We start from the raw sequence: 16,897 nt of genomic DNA on the forward strand, positions 1-16,897 counted from the left end.
GGAGGTTTCTATCAGAGTTTACTGTTTCTTTCCCTGGTTTGCAACGCTCTCGATTTTTGCCCGGATCAAATTCGGGTCGCCAAGGTATTTCTTCTCCGTTACATTCCAGTTTTCGTCAAAGGTATAGATTAAGGGAACGCCGGTTGGGATGTTCACTTTGGTAATTTCCTCTTTTGACAGCTTTTCGAAATGATAGACCAGAGCGCGAAGGGAGTTCCCGTGGGCAGCAATCAGGACGCGCTTTCCGTTCTGCATTTCTTTGCGAATCGTTTTTTCAAAATACGGAACGACGCGGGCAATGGTGTCTTCCAGACTTTCTCCGAGCGGCAGCTCCTGCGGCGGGGCGGCACGGTATTGCTCCAGACGGCGGGGATTCCGGTCGTCGTCCTCGTTGAGGAGGGGCGGCCGGACGTCGAAGGAGCGCCGCCACACCCGCACCTGCTCTTCGCCGTATTTCTGCGAGGTTTCCGCTTTGTTCAGCCCCTGAAGCGCACCGTAATGCCGCTCGTTCAGCTTCCAGCTTTTCATGACCGTCAGCCATTCCCGGTCGAGCTGCTCTAAAGCGAGGTTCAGGGTGTGGATGGCTCTTTTTAAATACGAAGTATAGCAGAGGTCGAAGTCAAAACCCTCCCGGCGGAGCAGTTCGCCCGCATTTGCGGCTTCCTGCCTGCCGGTGTCGGTCAGGTCAACATCCGTCCAGCCGGTGAACAGATTCTTTTTGTTCCATTCGCTTTCTCCGTGCCGAACCAAGACCAGTTTCATCTGCGGGCCTCCGTTTCTACCGAAATACTTTGACTCGTTCGTCTACGGGCAGATTTTCCTTTGGACCAGGGTTTCCCGTCACACTGCCGAACGGCATTTGACCCAGCAGCTTCCAGTTCTTCGGAGCGCTCCAGTGCTGCCTCACTTTTTCATCAATCAGCGGGTTGTAGTGCTGCAGGCTCGCGCCGAGCCCGGCTTCTTCCAGCGCGCTCCAGACGGCCAGTTGCAGCATCCCGGAGGACTGAAGGGACCAGACCGGGAAATTATCCTTATATAAAGGAAAGTGTTCCTGCAGGCCGGTGACAACGTCCTGATCTTCAAAATAGAGGACGGTTCCGGTTCCGCCGCGGAAGGAGTCGATCTTTTCTTCCGTCTTAGAAAAGTTTTCTGCGGGGACGATCCCTTTCAGAATGGCTTTGGTGTCATCCCACAGCTTGTCATGCTCCTTTCCGAACAGAACGATTGCCCGGGAACTTTGCGAGTTGAATGCGCTTGGAGACGCGGTGACCGCGCGGCGAACGATGGAGAGAATCTCTTCCTCCGAAACACTGGGTCCTCTGCCGATGGAATAAACGGATCGGCGGTTTTCCAGAACTTTTAAAAAGGTATCGGTCATAGGGAGCACCTCATTTCTTTTGATCTTTTCTCTGCTATCATCATACCCTGAATTTATGGTAAAATCCACCGGTGAAACACTGAAATTTTAAGGAAAAAACGACTGATTTTTATAAAATAATAATAAATATCGTTATTATATTGATTTACAGGTTGAAGTTTGAAGATTATAATAAAACAAAGAAAGGAGGGACGGCGTTGGAATTTGAATTCTGCAAAATGGAAATTTTTGTTCCGGTCACTCATCTGGAAGAAATCCGGCAGGCGCTGCAAAGAGCAGACGCGGGTCATATCGGAAATTATGACAGCTGCCTTTCCTACGGCGAAGTAACCGGTTGCTGGCGACCTCTGGAAGGAAGCCGCCCTTACAGCGGAGAAGTTGGCCGGCTTTGCACCGGCAAAGAGTACAAGGTGGAAGTCATCTGCAAACAGGAAAAAGTGGACGAAACCATCCGCGCCGTGAAAGCGGCGCATCCCTACGAGGTGCCGGTGATCAATGTGATTCCGCTGTACCGCACGGGACTTTCGCAGGAATAACTTAAAAATCGGGGGGAAATAAGGTTGGATCGAAACGAATTATACCGGTATTCTTCGACCCGCAAAGTGGTCTTCGGGACGAAAGGGATGGTCGCGACTTCTCAGCCTCTAGCCGCGCAGGCCGGGCTGGATATCCTTAAAAAAGGGGGGAACGCCGTTGACGCGGCAGTCGCGGCCGCCGCGGTTCTTACCGTTACGGAACCGATGTCCAACGGGATCGGCGGCGACGCGTTTGCGCTGGTCTGGACGAAAGGCCGGCTGCACGGCCTGAACTCCAGCGGCCGGTCGCCGGCTTTGCTGAATGCCGAGGCCGTCCGGGAGAGAGGCTGTGAAGAGGTTCCGCGCTTTGGGTGGCTGCCTGTGACCGTTCCGGGCGTTCCGGCCGCCTGGGCAAAGCTTTCCGGCACCTTTGGGAAGCTTCCTCTGGCGCAGACGCTGGAACCCGCAGCCTGTTATGCCGAAGAAGGTTTTCCGGTCGCGCCTGTGACCGCGTTCAACTGGAAACGGTTCGAGCGGGGATCCCTCGAAGCATTAAAAAGGACGGAATATGCCCCGCTTCATCTGGCTTTTTTCCCGGAAGGAAGGGCGCCGCGGGCGGGGGAACGGTTCCGTTTGCCCGAACTGGCGGCGACTTTGCGGGAACTGGCCGAAACCGGATGCGGCAGCTTTTACCACGGTCGGCTGGCGGAGAAAATCGACCGCTTTTCACAGGAAACAGGCGGACTGCTGCGAAAAAGCGATCTGGAGCAGCATTCGTCGGACTGGGTGGACCCCATCAGCGTTCGTTACCGCGGGTATGAGGTCTCGGAGATTCCACCGAACGGGCACGGGATTGTCGCGCTGATGGCGCTCAATCTTTTGAAAGGATTTCCGATGGAGAGCAGGGACAGTGCGCTTTGCATTCATCGCATGATCGAATCGTTGAAGCTGGCCTACGAAGACGGCAGAGAATTTGTGAGCGACCCGGCGACAATGAAAGTATCCCCCGAGGCTTTACTGAGTGAATTGTATGCGGAAGAGCGGCGCGGGCTGATCGGCGACCGGGCGATTCTTCCCAAGGCGGGACAGCCTGAAAAGGGAGGCACGGTGTACCTTTGCACGGCGGACGGCGAAGGGAATATGGTTTCCTACATTCAAAGCAGTTACTGCGCCTTCGGCTCCGGCCTGGTGGTGCCGGGAACGGGGATCTCGCTTCAAAACCGCGGCATGAATTTCTCCATGAATCCGGAATCGGGAAACTTCATCGGCCCGGAGAAGCGCTCCTACCATACGATTATTCCCGCGTTTCTTGCAAAGAACGGAGTTCCGGTCGGGCCGTTCGGGGTGATGGGCGGGTTTATGCAGCCGCAGGGGCATCTGCAGGTTGTGACGAACACGGTGGATTTCGGGCTGAACGCACAGCAGAGCCTGGACGCTCCGCGCTGGCGGTGGCTCGGCGGAAAAAAAGTTGAGGTGGAGCGCGACTTTCCCGATCATCTGGTCCGGGAACTTTCGGAGCGCGGACATGAGGTCAGCATTGCGGCGGAACCGACCGAATTCGGCAGGGGGCAGATTATCTGGAGAGATCAGGACGGAGTCTTGACGGGCGGAAGCGAATCACGCGCGGACGGTCAGGTCGCCGCGTGGTGATAATTCCCTAAACCGGCGAAAAGCAGTGCGAGGTTTCATTTCGCATCGCTCCAGACTGTTGAAAAAGTCCAGCGAAAGCTGGGCTTTTTTGCTGTAAAGCGGTAAGATAGGAACAAGTGGTGAAAGACGCCGGAACGGAGGAAACAACCAACAGCACTGTTTTCAGCATACGTTTTCTGTTTATATCTCCAATCATGTCAAAAACAAGTCTGTGTAATAGGGGCCAAATCAGCCGAGGATTCCCGAAAAACCGCTCGGGAATAGCCGTAGATAAATTTTGGACTAGTTTTTAGTATAACTTGTACATTGATTTTGTCGGCGTTCTTCTTTATAATAAAGGTGCAAGCAACAACCTGTCGACTTATTTATACCATTTTAGCTTTCACTTTTAGAAAGGATTGATTTTGTGCTAAAATTTGACGAGCAGAAACAGATTGAAAGTGTGGCGGGGGCGCTGGCCCTGCGCGGCAAAATTGAAAAAATCGTGGATTCCATTTGCGAAAAAGGGTACGACGATGTTTATTATATCGGCATCGGCGGAACCTACGCTTCCGCCCTGCAGGCCGTGAATCATATCAAAAGCATGAGCTCCGTACCGGCTTTTGTGGAAAACGCCGCCGTGTACACAACCACGGGGAACCGCCGCATCGGAGAAAAGTCCGTTGTGGTAATTTCCTCGGTGACGGGCTGCACGGAGGAAATGGTAGAGGCTGTGAAAAAAGCCAAAGAGCACGGCGCGTGCGTCATCGGTTTTGTCGATGTGAAAACAGCCGAGCTTGCGAAGATGGTTGACTATGAAGTTGCGTATCCCGCCAACGAACAGCTGAAGTTTTTCATGGTCGCGGACCGTTTTATGAAAAATAACGGAGACTTTTCCGACTACGACAGGTATTATGCCGAGATGGAGCGGTATCTGCCGCAGGCCCTGGCGGATGTGGAGAAGGAGTCCGATGAATTTGGCCGGAATTTCGCCGAAGCGCATAAGGACGACGCCATTCATTATTTTGTAGGCGCGGGCGCACAGTACGGCGCAACCTATTCCTATGCCATGTGTTATTGGGAGGAGCAGCACTGGATCCGCACCAAGTCGATCCACGCGGCGGAATTTTTCCACGGGATGCTGGAAATTGTAGACCGCGACACTCCGGTAACCGTGTTCGTGGGCGAGGACGCGGAGCGCCCGCTTGCGGAGCGCGTTGCAAACTTTTTGCCTCGCATCTGCGGCAATTACACTGTGATTGATACCAAAAAATTTCAGTTGACAGGGATCAGCCCGGAGTTCCGCGGGTATATCTCCCACCTTGTTATGCACGCAGTCACGCAGCGAATCGACGCGTATCTTGAGCTGATCAACCGGCACCCGATGGAGATTCGCCGCTATTACCGCAGACTGGATTACTGATCCCAGCTCTCCGCTCCTCTTAGAAACGAAGCTCGAACGGGGAAGGAGAAAGCCTGAGTCAAACAAAATGCGCCTCGAATCGGTCGTTTCGATTCTGGGCGCATTTTTAATCCGGAATGGTAAAAACTTTCGTTGCCCGGCTCTTCATCAGACAGGTTCAGCCCGTCCGCCCGCGTCCGGTCTTTAACCCCGACGCCCTGCGGTGAAGGAACGCGATGGCTGCCAAAAGCAGAAAAAGGCCTGTGCCGAGGGTCAGCCATACGTTGGCGTTTGTAAACCCGGCCACAAGGTAGCCGGCAATGCAGCAGGACGCCACCAGAACGGCGTAGGGCATCTGAGTGGAGACGTGATCCATGTGCGGGCAGCCCGCCCCTGTGGAAGAGAGAATCGTCGTGTCCGAAATCGGGGAGCAGTGGTCCCCGAATACGCTTCCCGCCAGAGTCGCGGAGAGCGATACGACCAGAAGGGCCGGCGCGACGGCTTCCGCGATTGGGACGACGATGGGGATCAGAATCCCGAAGGTTCCCCAGGCCGTGCCCGTGGAAAAGCTGAGGAATGCGGCGGTCACGAAGATCAGCGCCGGAAGCAGTTCGCCCGGAATAGAGCCGCCGAACGCGTTTTTGACAAATTCCGCGGTTTGCAGCAGGTCGCGGCACACGCCGCTGATCGTCCAGGCCAGCAGAAGGATGGTGCAGGCGGGCACCATCGTTTTAATGCCGTCCGTGACGCCCCGCATGAAATCCTGAAACGTCATCAAACGGCGCGGAAGAAACAGGGCGGCTGAAACGGCCAGCGCGCCAAAGCATCCCCATGTCAGCGCGGATGCGGCCGTGCAATTGCCGAATGCGGCGCCAATGCTGTGGCGATAGGCCGGGTCGGCGCCCCAGTAGCCGCCGTTGTAGAGCATACCGGCGACGGAAAAAATAATCAAGGCGCCGACCGGCAGCAGCATGTCGGCGACGGTTCCCCGGCCGGATGCGCTGGCCCCGGCTTCTTCCGGGGATTCCACCGCGCCCAGCTCGCCAGCGCGCGCCATGGCTTCCCGCTCGGCCATCGGCCCGAAGTCCAGGTCTTTCAGGCACATCGTCCCCACCATCACAAGCGACAGGATCGCGTACAGGTTAAATGGAATCGCGGCCAGAAATGCGGAAAAATCGCTGTCGAAGCGCCCGGTGGAACGAAGGTTGCTCCCAACTGCGGCGGCCCAGGACGAAACGGGTGCGATGATGCAGACCGGCGCCGCCGTCGAGTCGATGATGTACGCCAGTTTCGCCCGTGACACACGGTATTTGTCCGTGACGGGCTTCATCACTGTGCCGACCGTCAGGCAGTTAAAGTAATCGTCGATGAAAATCAGAATGCCCAGCAGGCTTGTCGACAGAAGCGCGGCCCGCTTCGAACGGATTTTGGAAGTTGCCCACCGTCCGTAAGCGCCGCTTCCGCCGGCGAGCGACGCAACGGAGACCAGCGACCCCAGCAGGCAGCAGAATATGATAATGTACAAATCGGCCTTGTCCACCATGACCGCAAATGCGGTTTCAACGGTTCCGGCCAGCGGATTGAGGCCCGTCCCCAGAGCATAGAGAAACGTGCCGGATAAAATGCCCACCATCAGAGAAGTGATCACTTCTTTTGTGAAGAGAGCCAGAGTGATTGCGAGGATCGGCGGCAGCAGGGAAAGCCACCCCGCGTAGTACGGTTGCAAATTTGTTTTCCTCCCTGTATTGCTTTTCCGCCCAAGGGGCTCAGCGCAGAGAATCCCATACGACCTGTCCGTCCACAAGGGTGAGGCATACCTGCGCGGCGCGCGCCTCATCGGGCGGGGCTTGGAACAGATTGGTATCCAGAACGGCAATATCGGCCAGCTTTCCGGCCTCCAGCGTGCCAAGCTCCGTTTCGCGGCCGAGGTTGTATTGCCCGCCGCGCGTCCACGCGGTCAGCAGCTCGCCCACCGTCAGCGTGTTTTGCCGATTGAACGGCTCGCCGCCCTCCGGGAACAGCCCGTACACCGAGTGGTAGACCGACTCGGGTATGTTGTCGACCAGGAGGGGCAGGTCCGTGGCGCACGAGAGGACGACGCCGCTGTCCTGCATTTTCCGGCGGTTCCAGTAGTTGCGCCCGCGTTCCGTGCCGATCTTTTCCCGGATCATGGCAAGCTTGCCCGCGCGGTCCGCGATCGACATGATCTGCGGGTAAACCTCCGCCGTGACGCCCAGACGCCCCATGCGCTCCAGATCGGCCGGATCGCTGCATTCCAGATCCGTCATCGCGTGGCGGTTCAGGACTTTGCCGTCCGGTCCGCGACGGCATTTTTCAAAGATATCCAGCGTTTTGCAGATGGCCGCGTCGCCCTGAGCGTGGAGCGAATACCGAAAGCCTTCGGCGTCGGCCGCCAGCGTGTCTGCCTCAAGCCCCGCCCAGTCGATTTTCTTCGCGCAGCATGTGTCCGCGCAGAGATAAGGCTCCTTCATTTCCGCTTCCAGCTGGCTGATGGAGCCGTCCGTCATTTGATTGTAGCCGGAAAAGCGGACGAAGCCGCCCGAAAAACGGCTGCGCATGGCCTTGCCGTATTCCAGGTTCATCGGCGCGCCGACGGGCTGGCTCATAAAATGCACGCGCATGGAAAGCGCGTCCTCCTGCTCCAACTGTCCGAGCGCGTCCGGAAAGCCGTAAAAATCGTCGAATCCCATTTCCTTGACGGAGGTCACGCCCCTGGCGTTGAGCATGGTAAGATAATTCCGGAAAGCGGGGACGGAGCGTTCCCGGTCCTTTAACAGCGCGCGCAGCAGCCGCCAGCAGTTTTCGGACCAGCAGGCGTCCGGCGGGAAGCCGTAGGTAGTTTCCGCCGCGGAGTTCATCCAGCAGGAGTCGCCGCCGCTTACAAACAGGACGGCGGGAGTTTCGCCGAACGTCTCGTCCATCACCTCTTTTTTCGGCGGGCCGATTTCCGGGCGCACGCCGCGGCCGAGGATCAGGGCTCCCCCGCAGGCAAGCGCGTCCGGGCTCGATTTCGCCATGCGGATCACTTCGTCCGCCGTCCGCGCGTCGGAGAGCAGAGCCCCCGACTGCGTCAGCAGATAGCCGGTGAAAAAGCAGTGCGTATCGCAGAAGCCGGGACAGATCAGCCTGTCCCCCAGTTCGTAGATCCATGTGGACGGGCCGGCAAAATCGGAGCCGTCCCCCCCGCCGACGGCGGCAATCCGGTTGCCGGCAACGGCGACGAAGCCCGGACGGGGTCTTTCGCCGCTGCCGGTAAAGACGGCGTTGGAACGGAGCAGAAGATCAGAAGCTTTCAACATAGTATAACACTCCTCACAAAAAACTGGAAACGGTGGCATCTGCGGGAGGCGCGGTTTTTCCCCGGCGCAAAGAAGCGGATGGGTGTTATGTATAAGATGTGATATATTACATACCAATCAAATATAGCACAGATCATCTGACGGCGCAATGTAAAATACGCTATGAGGGTGAATTTCAGCAAGTTTTACAACTGAAACGAGAATATTTAGACAACATATTAAATTTTTAGAGAAAGATCGTCAAAAATTGGTTTAACTGTATTTATATTTAAAACATATAAGAATGGATATAGGAGATTTTTCCTAAATATAAGCAAGGTATTTTGTTGTAATCGATAAAAATTATATTATTATAACCGTAATATTGACAATCTTGTAAAAATAGTGCTATGATCATGGCATAAATGGTATGTTTATATAGAACACATATATAAAAACTAACGAAGCATTTGTTTCATCGGAAACCGTTTCCATACTGCTTCAAACGATGGGAGGTTTTTAAGATGAAAGTAGCTGCAATGGGTGATAACTGTATTGACCTGTACGAACGCCTGGGAAAAAAATACCCGACGGGGAACGCGGTGGATACAGGGGTGAACCTGCGAAAGCTCGGCATCCCGGTTTCCATCATCAGTACGACGGGAAACGACGACAACGGACGATGGATGCTTGAGACGCTGAGGAAGGAAGGGATTGATACCAGCCATTTAAAGACCGCCGACGGACCGACGGCTGTCACTTACATGGAGATGGACGGAACGGACCGCGTGCACGGGGAGTATGCGGAGGGTGTTTTGGAGACGATCACATTTGACGAGGACGACATCGCGTTCGCGTCGGAGCACGACTTGGTGCATACGGCGCTCTGGGGAAAGGCCGAAGCAGCGCTTCCCGCGATTCATTCGCGCGGCGTTCCGGTCAGTTTCGACTACGCGGACCGGCTGGACCATCCGCTGGTGGAAACGACGCTGCCTTACGTGGACTACGGATTTTATTCGTACCACAAGGCGCGGGATCCGTTCATCGAGGCTTTCTTGAAGGACAAGGTGAACCGCGGGATGAGGATCGCGGTGGCTACGTTCGGCGAAAAGGGAAGCCTTGCGTGGGATGGAAGGAATTTTTACGACGGTCCCGTTTTTCCCGCGAAAGTCGTCAACACGGTGGGCGCGGGCGACAGCTTTATCGCGGGCTTTTTGTCCGGTGCTCTGCGCGGGCGCTTTGTCCCGGAATGTCTGGAAACCGGCGCGCGCGTCGCCTCGGAAGTTGTAGGAGTCTTTGAACCCTGGACGGACCTCTGCGTAAATTTTGAAAAGAGATAAAAAAGGAGCGAAAGAACTTGACCCTGCCGATTCACGACAATTATATCACGGGTATCGGAAAACCTGCCCACTGTCATTTCAGACCGGCGACCAAGCAGGAACGCCTTTGATTTTTCCCGCAAAAACAATTATACGAGGAGAGATAACTTATGAAGCTGGGACTGTTTACCTCCGGCTATCAGCGCAACCCTTTGGAGGACTGTTTTCTTGACGCCAAGCGATTCGGCTATGATTATATCGAGCTTTGGGGCGGCCGCCCGCACGCCTTCGCCCCAGACCTTGCGTCCGGGGACATCCGCGGGCTGAACCGGCTGATTGAAAAATATGAGATGCCCGTGCTCGGTTATACGCCGGAACATAACGCGTACCCTTACAATTTTATGATCGGAAGCGAAGCGCAGCGCGAGGACGCGGTGAATTACCTGAAGCTGAGCCTTGATATGGCGAAGAAAATGGGGGCGGACTACATGCTGGTTTCTCCCGCGCACGCGGGGTACCTCGCCACCTACGAGGAGATCTGGGACCGTATGACCCGCACCTTGAGGGAACTGACCGAATATGCGGAAAAAGTCGGAGTCCGCCTCGTGGTGGAGCCGCTGACCCCGTATGAATCCAATGCGTTTAAAAGCGCAAATGACCTGCTGGAGCTGTTCCGGCGCATCGATTCCCCTTTTCTTGTCGGAATGTGCGACGTCGTGCCGCCGTTTGTTCAGCATGAAAGCATCATGGCGTATCTGGAAAAGCTCGGGGGAAAAATGTACCATATGCACATCATCGACGGCGAGCAGGGGACGGACAGCCACATCATGCCGGGCGAAGGTTCCATCCCCATGCCGGAGCTGTTTCAGGAGCTGAAGGATTTCGGTTATGAGGGAACCGCGACGCTGGAGCTGGTCCTCGGTTATATCAACGAGCCCCGCCTGTACGCGCGCCGGGCCGTCCGGAATGTCCGCGCGATGATGGAGCAGGCCGGCTGGTGACAGGCCGGGCGGCTTTAACGGGATCAATGCGAAAGGAAGTGTGCGCTTTGTTTATCGACATGCACGTGCATCCGGCTTTTTTTGAGCCGATCAACGAAGACCCGGTGCGTGAGGAAATGCGCCATAACGTACTGAACATCCACCGGAACGGAACGGCTCCGCTGGAACACGTCTTTCATCAGATGGATTGTGCCGGGCTGGACAGGCTCTGCCTGCTTCCGCAGGATTACACAACCCAAACGGGGACCGCCGTCGTGACCAATGAGGAGATCAAAAAGCTGGTTGATCTCGCGAGCGGAAGGTTTATCGGGTTTGCGAGCGTGGATCCGTTCCTCGACGGGGCGGCGCAGCGGCTGGAGCATGCGTTTGCCGACCTTGGGCTGCGCGGCCTGAAGCTGCATCCGTCCCGTCAGCATTTTTATCCCTCCGACCCCCGCCTGGCGCCGGTTTACGATATCTGCGAAAGATACGGACGGCCCATCGTTTTTCACAGCGGCCTTTCCTGGGAGCCGGACACGCTCTCGAAATATTCCCGCCCGATCGAATTTGAAGAGCTGGCTTACAAAAGGCCGAAGCTGCGCCTCTGTCTGGCGCATTTCGGCTGGCCTTGGGTGCGGGAGACCGCGATGCTGCTGGTCAAGTACCCGAATCTTTACGCAGACACGGGCGCACTGTACTTTGACAGCGCTCGGGAGTTTTACAAGAGGCTGTTTACCGAAGAAATTCCCCTGACCTGGCTGGACCGCAGCCTGAGGCATCAGGTGATGTTCGGAAGCAACAATCCCAGATTCGAGCAGATTCGCATGGCGGAGGCGATCGGGCGCCTTGGCCTGCGCGACAGCACGCTGGACCTGATCCGGGGCGGCAACGCGGTTGAATTTCTCGGCGGAAGCGTATGAAGGAAAGGGGATCAAAGAATGACGGTCAAGACGATGTCGTTCCAGGTGCTCACTGAGCGCTACAACCAATTTGTCCTGATTACGGACCGTGTGGAACGGGCGGTTGCCGAGAGCGGCGTGAAAGACGGCATGGTCACGGTGCTTTCCATGCACACAACGACGGGAATTGCCGTGAACGAATCGCTGGAATGCCTTGAAAGCGACCTTGAACAGTTTCTGGCGAGGCTTGTCCCGGAGGACCGGCCGTACGCCCATGCGCGCATGCTGAAGGACTATGGCTCCACGGCCGGGAATCCGACGGGACACCTGAAATCCCATATAACGGGAAATCACTGCCATTTTTTCATTGAAAACGGGAAAATGGTACGCGGAGGCGCACAAGATATTTATTTTTGCGAGTTTGACGGGCCTTCTCAGCGGACCATACGGGTCCAGATTGTCGGATAAGGCGATTTTGACAACAGGATATCCGGTTAATACTACCAATTTGCCGGATATCCTGTTATTTTTGTATCAAAAAACAAAAAATTGGTCATATTGGACTTATAAAACTAGTAAAATATATGTATATAAAAGGATTGATTCGGTAAATCGACGATATTTTAGAGAATATTTCGTGTAAACATACATATTTTAGTATAAATGTTTTATTTTTTTAATTATTATTGATTTGATTTGTTAACTGTGATACTATTATAGACGAAGTGGTATGGAATAAACAATATGTTATGTACTAAAGATGCAAGGGCTTTTCGAGCGGTCGGAAAGCCTGTCTGACGGCAATACCATGTTTTTTAAATTGGAAAGGAGAATCTATTATGTCTGATTCCGAAAAGGCGGGAACCACCACTGCGGGCGGAGATCTGAAGCGAAAACTCGGACTCAGCGCGGTCATCGCGCTCGGCGTGGGCACAACGGTCGGCTCCGGCATTTTTTCATCCCTGAATGAAGTGGCGGGCGCAGCGGGCAGCTCCCTGTTCCTGGTGCTGGCGTTTCTCATCGGCGGCCTGGTCCAGATCCCGGCAAACCTCTGCTATGCGGAGCTTGCCACGGCGTTCCCGGAAGACGGCGGCCAGTATGTTTATTTTCGGGAGGCGGGTTCGCGCCCGCTGGCGTTTCTGTGCGGATGGATCAGCTTCTGGGCCACGGATCCGCCGTCCATCTCGATCATGGCGATTGCGATCGCGAATTATCTCGCGTATTTTGTTCCGGTCGGAGGTCTGGCCCTCAAGTTCATCGCCGTGGCTCTCGTCCTTGTTTTCATGTTGATTCACCTGCGCAGCGTGGAAGGCGGCGGCGCGTTCCAGACCTTTATCACCGCGCTGAAGATTCTTCCGTTCGCCCTGATCATCGGGATCGGCCTGTTCTTCCTGCGGGGCGACATGCTGATGTCCGCCGCGCCGATGGCAGGCGCGCCCGTCGGGATTGCGGCCCTTCTGGCCGGCGTTTCGGCGACCACATGGTCCTTTGACGGAATGGCGGCTCCCTGTTACATGTCCGGAGAGATCAAAAACCCGAAGAAAAACATACCCATGGGCCTGATTCTTACGGCTGTTGTCGTTGTGGTCATTTACGTAGGGCTGACGTTTGTCTCCTCCGGAATGCTGTCGGTACAGGAGCTGGCGTCTTCCGACGCGCCGATCGCCCTTCTGGCCTCCAAGCTGCCTGAAATCGGCAGCGCAGCCGGCACGGTCACAGCCGTGATGGCAATCGTTGTCATTATAGGGTCGCTGTCCAGCTGTATTATGTTCCAGCCCCGCATTGAATATGCGATGGCGAAGGACGGCCTGTTTTTTAAATCCTTTGCGAAAGTACACCCGAAATACGAAACGCCCTATTTTTCCATTCTGGTGCAGTGCGCGGTCGCCATCGTCCTGATTTTCGCGTCCTCGCTCTCCGACCTGCTCGGTTACTTTACGCTGGTGGCTTTGCTGAAAAACTTCCTGACCTTCGGCACCATTTTTGTGCTTCGCAGAAAAGAGCACTATAAACCTCTGTGGAGGATGCCTGCGGGGTACCTGATGGCCGGAATCGCCATGTTCATGACGGGAACGCTGATTGTTTCCACCTTTGTCTGGGCGCCGGTCGCAGGTCTTGTCTGCGCGGCGATCGCCGTAGGCACCGGGCTTCCGGTTTACCATTTTTGGGACAAGCGGAACCGGAAAAACGTGGCGGGCACGGATACTGACGTTAAGTAGACCGTCCTGCGGGCGAAAGGATTTTTACCAGGACGCACCGTCGTGCAGCGCCCCCCTGGCGGATTGCTGTCGTTCCTGCCGTACTTGTGTAAAATGGAATGATATGCTATACTGTCTTATTAAGAAAAGGCTGAAAATCTGCCATGGGGGATCTGCGATGACGAGCGAATACCGCAGCCGCCCGCGTGATGAGGCGGCGGAAAAGATAGAGTGTTATATAATTGAAAACAGATTTGAAGCGAACCAAAAGCTGCCGTCGGAGCGGGACATGTGCGCCATGTGGGGGTTTAACCGCACGACGCTTCGCAGTGCGATCCGCCGCCTTGTGGCGGAGGGCGTGCTTTACAACCGCGTGGGTTCCGGGACGTTTGTGGCACCGCAGAAGCTGGTGCGCAACCTTCAGGATGCCGAGGGCTTTGGCAGCGCCGCGCGGGCGGCCGGGCGGACGCCCGGAACGCGGCTTATTCGCGCCGGATTCCGCGAAGCAAGCAAACAAATTTCGCAGAAGATGAAGCTGCCTCTGGGACACAGGATGTTCGAACTGATCCGTGTGCGGCTTCTGGAGGATGAACCGGTTTTGATGGAGACGGCGTATTTGGACGCCCGGCGGCTGCAGGGCATTGAGAATTACGATTTTTCAAAGCTGTCGCTGTACAGCGTGCTGCAGGAGCATTTCAATATTAAGATCATCCACGGGGAAGAGAAGCTGAACGTGACCTATACGGACGAGGAAGAAGCCGCTTTTCTGGGAATCCCGGAGGGCGTGCCCGTCCTGTACCAGACAGGCGTGGTTTCGGATGAGAACAATGTGCCGGTGGAGTATTTTAAATCGATTGCCCGTTCCGAGTATATTCGCTTTGCAAGCGTTCTGTTGAGATGATACGATCGCTCTGTCTTCTTACGGAAGGAGATTGAGTTTTTAATGAGATTAGCTGCAGTCGGCGACAATTGTATGGATGTTTATGAAAATCTCGGCAAAGCGTACCCCGGGGGGAACCCGGTCAACGTCGCCGTTTATTTTGTCCGTCTGGGCGGTCAGGCCTCTTACACCGGGGCGGTCGGGACGGATTCTTATGGAAAACTGATGGTGGATTCCATCCGCGGCAAAGGAGTGGATACCTCCCACGTTATGGTGCTGGAAGGCGGCACGGCGATTACGCATGTTGAGCTGGTCGATGGAGAGCGCGTGTTTGGGGAGTATGAGGAAGGCGTCCTTTCTCAGTTTCGGCTGACGGAGGAGGACATCGACTTTTTGTGCGGACACGACCTGGTTGTGACCGGTCTTTGGGGCATGGTGGAACATGACCTCTGGAAGATCAAGACGCGCGGGGTTCCCGTTGCGTTTGACTGTGCCACAAGACCGGAGGATCCGGCTGTGGACGCCGCCATCGCCAGTGTCGATTATCTATTCTATGCTTCCGACGACGGGGATACGTCCGAGTTGCGCGAACAGATGAAAAAAATGCACGCGAGGGGCCCGAAAGTCGTTGTGGTCACCCTTGGGGAAGACGGCAGCGTCGCTTTTGACGGCAGGGACTTTACCGTTGGCGGAATCGTTCCATGCAGAGTGGTCGACACCATGGGCGCCGGCGACAGCTATATCGCCGGGTTCCTGCGCGGTATTTTACAAAAAAAACCGATCGGGGAATGCATGCGCATGGGCGCCGCGAACAGCAGCGTCACGCTGGAATATCATGGCGCATGGTGATTTTCTCCGGGAGGAAAATCGGGAGTTGATTCGCTTTGTCCAATGATCATGTGATTGATTACCACGCGCCGATCTATTTACAGCTGAGAGAAGTGGTGCGCTCTAAAATTGAAGAGGGCGAATATCTGCCCGGAATGGCGATCCCCTCTGAAAACGAGCTGGCGGATTTCTACGGGATCAACCGCCTGACGGTTCGCAATGCCATCGACGCGCTGGTCGGCGAAGGAATGCTGAAGCGCGTTCAGGGGAAGGGCGTTTATGTGGTCGGCAGCAAGATCGAGCGTGACCTGGAAACCCTCGGCGGATTCCGTCAGACGATGCGCGAAAAGCATGCGAGGCCGGGAACAAAGATACTGGTGAAGACCCAAAGACGCGCGGGGATCAAATACGCCCATATCTTCGGGATCGAGCCCGAGGATATGCTGTACTACATCAGACGCCTTGGGCTTGCCGAAGGGGAGCCGATCTCCCTGGAGGAAATTTTGGTGCCTCACGATGTGGTGCCGAAGCTCGAGGGGATTGATCTCTCGGTTTTCAGCCTGTACGAGGTGTACGATTTTTACGGGATTCATTTGAAGCGCGCCTGGCAGACGCTGGATATCGCGGAGCCGGAGGCGAGCGACGCGCGGATGCTGAACATCGACCCGGGGCTCGCCGTGCTGCTGTTTACCTGTGTCAGCTATGATGAGAACGATCGCGTGATCGAATACTCGCGTTCTTACACGCGGGGGGACAAATGCAACTTTTCCGTGCACTTTCATCAATAGTGGAACCGCCCTTCGCTGTGGAGGGCGGTTCTTTCTTTGCAGCACCCCTTGCCGGAGGATGAATTACTTATTGACTTTTAAAAGTGATAATTCCATCATTATTAATCGATTCTATAATGACATTGGCGTTAACGCGGTATCCTTTCTCAAAATATTCAACAACTGTTTTCTCGTGCTTATTACCCTCTTTATCAAAACAATAAATCCACATGGAATTTTCAATAAATTCTTCATTTGGGGTAATTCCCACTCGATACTTAGATCCTTTTTGTATTGTCGGAATTTCTAGGCCTTTTTCATTATGGTGATAAGCTATTTTTAGGTTGCTGATGTCGCAATTTGTATGATTACAAATTGTAATAGATATTTGTGGCTGATGAAAGTAATATATGATGAAGATAGCTCTTGGTTTTGTGACAATCAACCTCAGAGATTTTTTCAAGATTGTCAATTATTTTAAGAAATGTCTGGTGGACGGCGTCTTCAGAGAGATAATCGTCCTTTAAAATTTGATTGGCTACATAAAACAGAAGTTTTCGATATTTCTCATATAAAAGGGTGAATTTGTTTTTGTCCTCGTCTGTTTCCAGCATAGACAGGAAAAAGATCAGCATGCGGGGCCTCCCTCGACAAATTCTCTTATGAATTGTCTTTTTCTGCTTTGCTGCTATTAAGTGGAATAACGCTGAAAAAGCAATTTGCAGATTGCCGCAATTCACGGCAGACTCCGTCATGCCGGTTGTTCCGCCCGTAGAAAATTGCTGATTTTGACGGTGCATGGG

16 protein-coding genes are annotated in these 16,897 nt (G+C 54.7%); 11 read left to right on the top strand and 5 right to left on the bottom strand.

Features of this window, described 5'->3' with window-relative positions:
- Nucleotides 1–18: 18 nt before the first annotated feature.
- On the bottom strand, nucleotides 19–762 hold the full coding sequence (gene gpmA, locus CAFE_RS03365; protein WP_156989775.1) for a 2,3-diphosphoglycerate-dependent phosphoglycerate mutase: 744 nt from the start codon (nucleotides 760–762) through the stop codon (nucleotides 19–21).
- Between the two features lie 16 nt (nucleotides 763–778).
- Nucleotides 779–1,378: a nitroreductase family protein gene (locus CAFE_RS03370; protein WP_156989776.1), complete on the bottom strand. Its 600-nt coding sequence runs from the start codon at nucleotides 1,376–1,378 to the stop codon at nucleotides 779–781.
- Between the two features lie 197 nt (nucleotides 1,379–1,575).
- On the opposite strand from CAFE_RS03370, the gene cutA reads away from it, so the two are divergent.
- The 3 genes from cutA to CAFE_RS03385 all read left to right on the top strand — a co-directional run bounded on the left by cutA (nucleotide 1,576) and on the right by CAFE_RS03385 (nucleotide 4,945).
- Complete coding sequence (gene cutA, locus CAFE_RS03375) at nucleotides 1,576–1,914, top strand: divalent cation tolerance protein CutA (RefSeq protein ID WP_156989777.1); 339 nt, start codon at nucleotides 1,576–1,578, stop codon at nucleotides 1,912–1,914.
- An 87-nt stretch (nucleotides 1,915–2,001) separates the two neighbouring features.
- Nucleotides 2,002–3,543 (top strand): gamma-glutamyltransferase family protein, encoded by a 1,542-nt coding sequence (locus tag CAFE_RS03380; protein WP_156989811.1) that lies wholly within the window; start codon nucleotides 2,002–2,004, stop codon nucleotides 3,541–3,543.
- A 406-nt stretch (nucleotides 3,544–3,949) separates the two neighbouring features.
- On the top strand, nucleotides 3,950–4,945 hold the full coding sequence (locus tag CAFE_RS03385; protein ID WP_330593842.1) for an SIS domain-containing protein: 996 nt from the start codon (nucleotides 3,950–3,952) through the stop codon (nucleotides 4,943–4,945).
- Between the two features lie 157 nt (nucleotides 4,946–5,102).
- Here the strand turns inward: CAFE_RS03385 and CAFE_RS03390 are convergent, their stop codons facing one another.
- A complete protein-coding gene (locus tag CAFE_RS03390) occupies nucleotides 5,103–6,650 on the bottom strand; it encodes a Na+/H+ antiporter NhaC family protein (RefSeq protein WP_066644029.1) in 1,548 nt (515 codons plus the stop codon).
- 40 nt (nucleotides 6,651–6,690) lie between these two features.
- Nucleotides 6,691–8,244 (bottom strand): amidohydrolase, encoded by a 1,554-nt coding sequence (locus CAFE_RS03395; protein WP_233452674.1) that lies wholly within the window; start codon nucleotides 8,242–8,244, stop codon nucleotides 6,691–6,693.
- Nucleotides 8,245–8,747: 503 nt separating this feature from the next.
- Between CAFE_RS03395 and frlD (CAFE_RS03400) the strand changes: the two genes are divergently transcribed.
- The 8 genes from frlD (CAFE_RS03400) to CAFE_RS03435 all read left to right on the top strand — a co-directional run bounded on the left by frlD (CAFE_RS03400) (nucleotide 8,748) and on the right by CAFE_RS03435 (nucleotide 16,115).
- Nucleotides 8,748–9,563 carry a fructoselysine 6-kinase gene (gene frlD / locus CAFE_RS03400; RefSeq protein ID WP_066644027.1) on the top strand — a complete coding sequence of 272 codons (816 nt, stop codon included), beginning with the start codon at nucleotides 8,748–8,750 and terminating at the stop codon, nucleotides 9,561–9,563.
- A 149-nt stretch (nucleotides 9,564–9,712) separates the two neighbouring features.
- Nucleotides 9,713–10,543 (top strand): fructoselysine 3-epimerase, encoded by an 831-nt coding sequence (gene frlC, locus CAFE_RS03405; protein WP_156989778.1) that lies wholly within the window; start codon nucleotides 9,713–9,715, stop codon nucleotides 10,541–10,543.
- A 26-nt stretch (nucleotides 10,544–10,569) separates the two neighbouring features.
- Nucleotides 10,570–11,442: an amidohydrolase family protein gene (locus CAFE_RS03410; RefSeq protein WP_407926842.1), complete on the top strand. Its 873-nt coding sequence runs from the start codon at nucleotides 10,570–10,572 to the stop codon at nucleotides 11,440–11,442.
- 18 nt (nucleotides 11,443–11,460) lie between these two features.
- On the top strand, nucleotides 11,461–11,889 hold the full coding sequence (locus tag CAFE_RS03415) for a secondary thiamine-phosphate synthase enzyme YjbQ (protein ID WP_066644024.1): 429 nt from the start codon (nucleotides 11,461–11,463) through the stop codon (nucleotides 11,887–11,889).
- Nucleotides 11,890–12,260: 371 nt separating this feature from the next.
- On the top strand, nucleotides 12,261–13,640 hold the full coding sequence (locus CAFE_RS03420; protein WP_066644023.1) for an amino acid permease: 1,380 nt from the start codon (nucleotides 12,261–12,263) through the stop codon (nucleotides 13,638–13,640).
- Nucleotides 13,641–13,797: 157 nt separating this feature from the next.
- Entirely contained in the window at nucleotides 13,798–14,520 is a 723-nt protein-coding gene (locus CAFE_RS03425; RefSeq protein WP_066644022.1) for a GntR family transcriptional regulator, read from the top strand.
- Between the two features lie 42 nt (nucleotides 14,521–14,562).
- Nucleotides 14,563–15,348: a fructoselysine 6-kinase gene (gene frlD / locus CAFE_RS03430; RefSeq protein WP_156989779.1), complete on the top strand. Its 786-nt coding sequence runs from the start codon at nucleotides 14,563–14,565 to the stop codon at nucleotides 15,346–15,348.
- A 35-nt stretch (nucleotides 15,349–15,383) separates the two neighbouring features.
- A complete protein-coding gene (locus CAFE_RS03435) occupies nucleotides 15,384–16,115 on the top strand; it encodes a GntR family transcriptional regulator (protein ID WP_066644020.1) in 732 nt (243 codons plus the stop codon).
- Between the two features lie 347 nt (nucleotides 16,116–16,462).
- Here CAFE_RS03435 and CAFE_RS19905 read toward each other — a convergent pair whose 3' ends face one another.
- Entirely contained in the window at nucleotides 16,463–16,894 is a 432-nt protein-coding gene (locus CAFE_RS19905) for an RNA polymerase sigma factor (protein ID WP_233452675.1), read from the bottom strand.
- Nucleotides 16,895–16,897: the final 3 nt, after the last annotated feature.

The sequence above is a fragment of the Caproicibacter fermentans genome (assembly GCF_009746625.1).
Classification (GTDB): domain Bacteria; phylum Bacillota; class Clostridia; order Oscillospirales; family Acutalibacteraceae; genus Caproicibacter; species Caproicibacter fermentans.